This is a genomic window from Streptomyces sp. YIM 98790 (assembly GCF_011421595.1).
In the GTDB taxonomy this organism is placed as follows: Bacteria; Actinomycetota; Actinomycetes; order Streptomycetales; family Streptomycetaceae; genus Streptomyces.
Genome location: NZ_WTLH01000379.1, coordinates 1 through 1,510, shown reverse-complemented (window position 1 = coordinate 1,510; position 1,510 = coordinate 1). Strand labels below are relative to the sequence as shown.

The 1,510-nt window shown below is 71.6% G+C and carries 1 protein-coding gene and 1 pseudogene; one reads left to right on the top strand and one right to left on the bottom strand.

Annotated features, from left to right (window positions below; genetic code table 11):
* Positions 1 to 698, bottom strand: a 698-nt coding sequence (locus GQS09_RS28225) for a GPP34 family phosphoprotein (protein ID WP_243761892.1), incomplete at its 3' end; no start/stop codon positions are given.
* 302 nt (positions 699 to 1,000) lie between these two features.
* Here GQS09_RS28225 and GQS09_RS28220 point away from each other — a divergent pair.
* Positions 1,001 to 1,510, top strand: a pseudogene (locus GQS09_RS28220) (hypothetical protein); the annotation flags it as partial.

The following is a 1,510-nucleotide window of genomic DNA, read 5'->3' as shown; positions in this document are numbered from 1 at the left end:
GGAGCGGGCGCGGCGGGCCTGCGGGCACGGGCGCCGTTGCCGCCTGCCGCGGCGGCCGGGCGCCGGGCCTGTCCGGCCACGCCGTTCTGGACGTCCATCACGGCGTGCGCCACGAGACCGCCCATCGGGTCGTGCCGGATCAGATCCCGCAGCCTGGAGCGGGACGAACGGCCCTCGTTGCCCGGGTAGAGATGCTTGCCGAGCCCGACCGCGTGGGCCAGGGCGGCCAGCGCGGCGGTGCGTGCGTCCGGTGGCGTACCGGTGCGGATCGCGGTGTCCAGACGCGCCTTGATCTGCCTGCTGACCTCGGTATCCGTCGCCTGGTACCGGGTCGTCGGCAGTACGCCGCACATCTGGCTCTCCACGGCGTGCACCATGCCGCAGCGCTCCAGGTGCGCCAGATACGTCTGGCGCAGCCCGAGCCGTGGACCGCCGATCCAGTTGACCGCGCGTACCGGAGCGCCGCGCCTGCGCAGCAGCTCCAGTGCACAGTCGAGTGTCGGGTCCCCTGTCGGCCGTGGCAGAACCACCACGATGCGATCGCCGTCAGGGGCTATTCGCCCCGCCAGAGCCAGCTCCACGAGCTGTGCCCCGGCAAGGCCGAGATCTAGGGACTGCGGCTGTGCCGTGGTACCCGTGGCCGGGTCCAGGGCGAGCAGCAGCAGCTCCTCCGGAATGCTTCTACGACTCCTGCCCATCCATGCCTCCCCGCGTGGATGAAAGACAGGGTGACGCCTCTCACAGAGTTCTGTCGAGAGCGCGTGTTCGTTTCGTAATGGAACCCGTAGATATGTCGTTGTCGTCCAGTCTCTCTGGATGGCGGGTTTCGAACCTCCGCGGAGAGTCGTTCGGGTGCGCCGCGGACCCGGCACACTGATAGCGGCGCAATGCCCTTGGACCAGCAATGAGGGAGGCAGGAGTGGCGGGCCGGTCCCCGGACACTTCGCAACGCGATCGGGAGCAGAAGCAGTCACCGGAGAAGACGTCCAAGGGGCGGGACATGGTTCCCGCGGACGCGGCCGAACACGGGGACGACGTGGGGGAGACGAGCGCGGAAATGAGCGCCGGCAATACGCCTGACCAGGCAACGACGATGCTGCGGCGGTCCGAGGTGGCCGAGGCGGCGGACGGAACGGCCCCGAATGAGAGCGAAGAGCGGGGTAACGATTCGACGACGATGACGCGGCTTTCCGATCTCGTGGGGGCAACAAAGGCGGCAAAGGCCGCAAGAGCCGCGCGGAAGTCCGGCGCGCCGGAGGCCGCCGGCGAGGCGGCCGGGGCGGCGGACGGCAGCGGTCCCGACGGCCTCGCGGACGAGAACGAGAACGGGGCAGGAGACGGGGACGAGATCACCGAGGAGGCCCCCGCCCTGCCCGTGGCTGCGGAGGGTGACCGGCCGGCCGCCGGCCGCCCCGCGGCGCCCGAGTCCGAGTCCGAGCCCGAGGCGGTGCCAGAGCCCGGGTCCGGGCCGGAGCCCGTCCCGGCCGCCGGGGACGGCCCCGCCGACCTC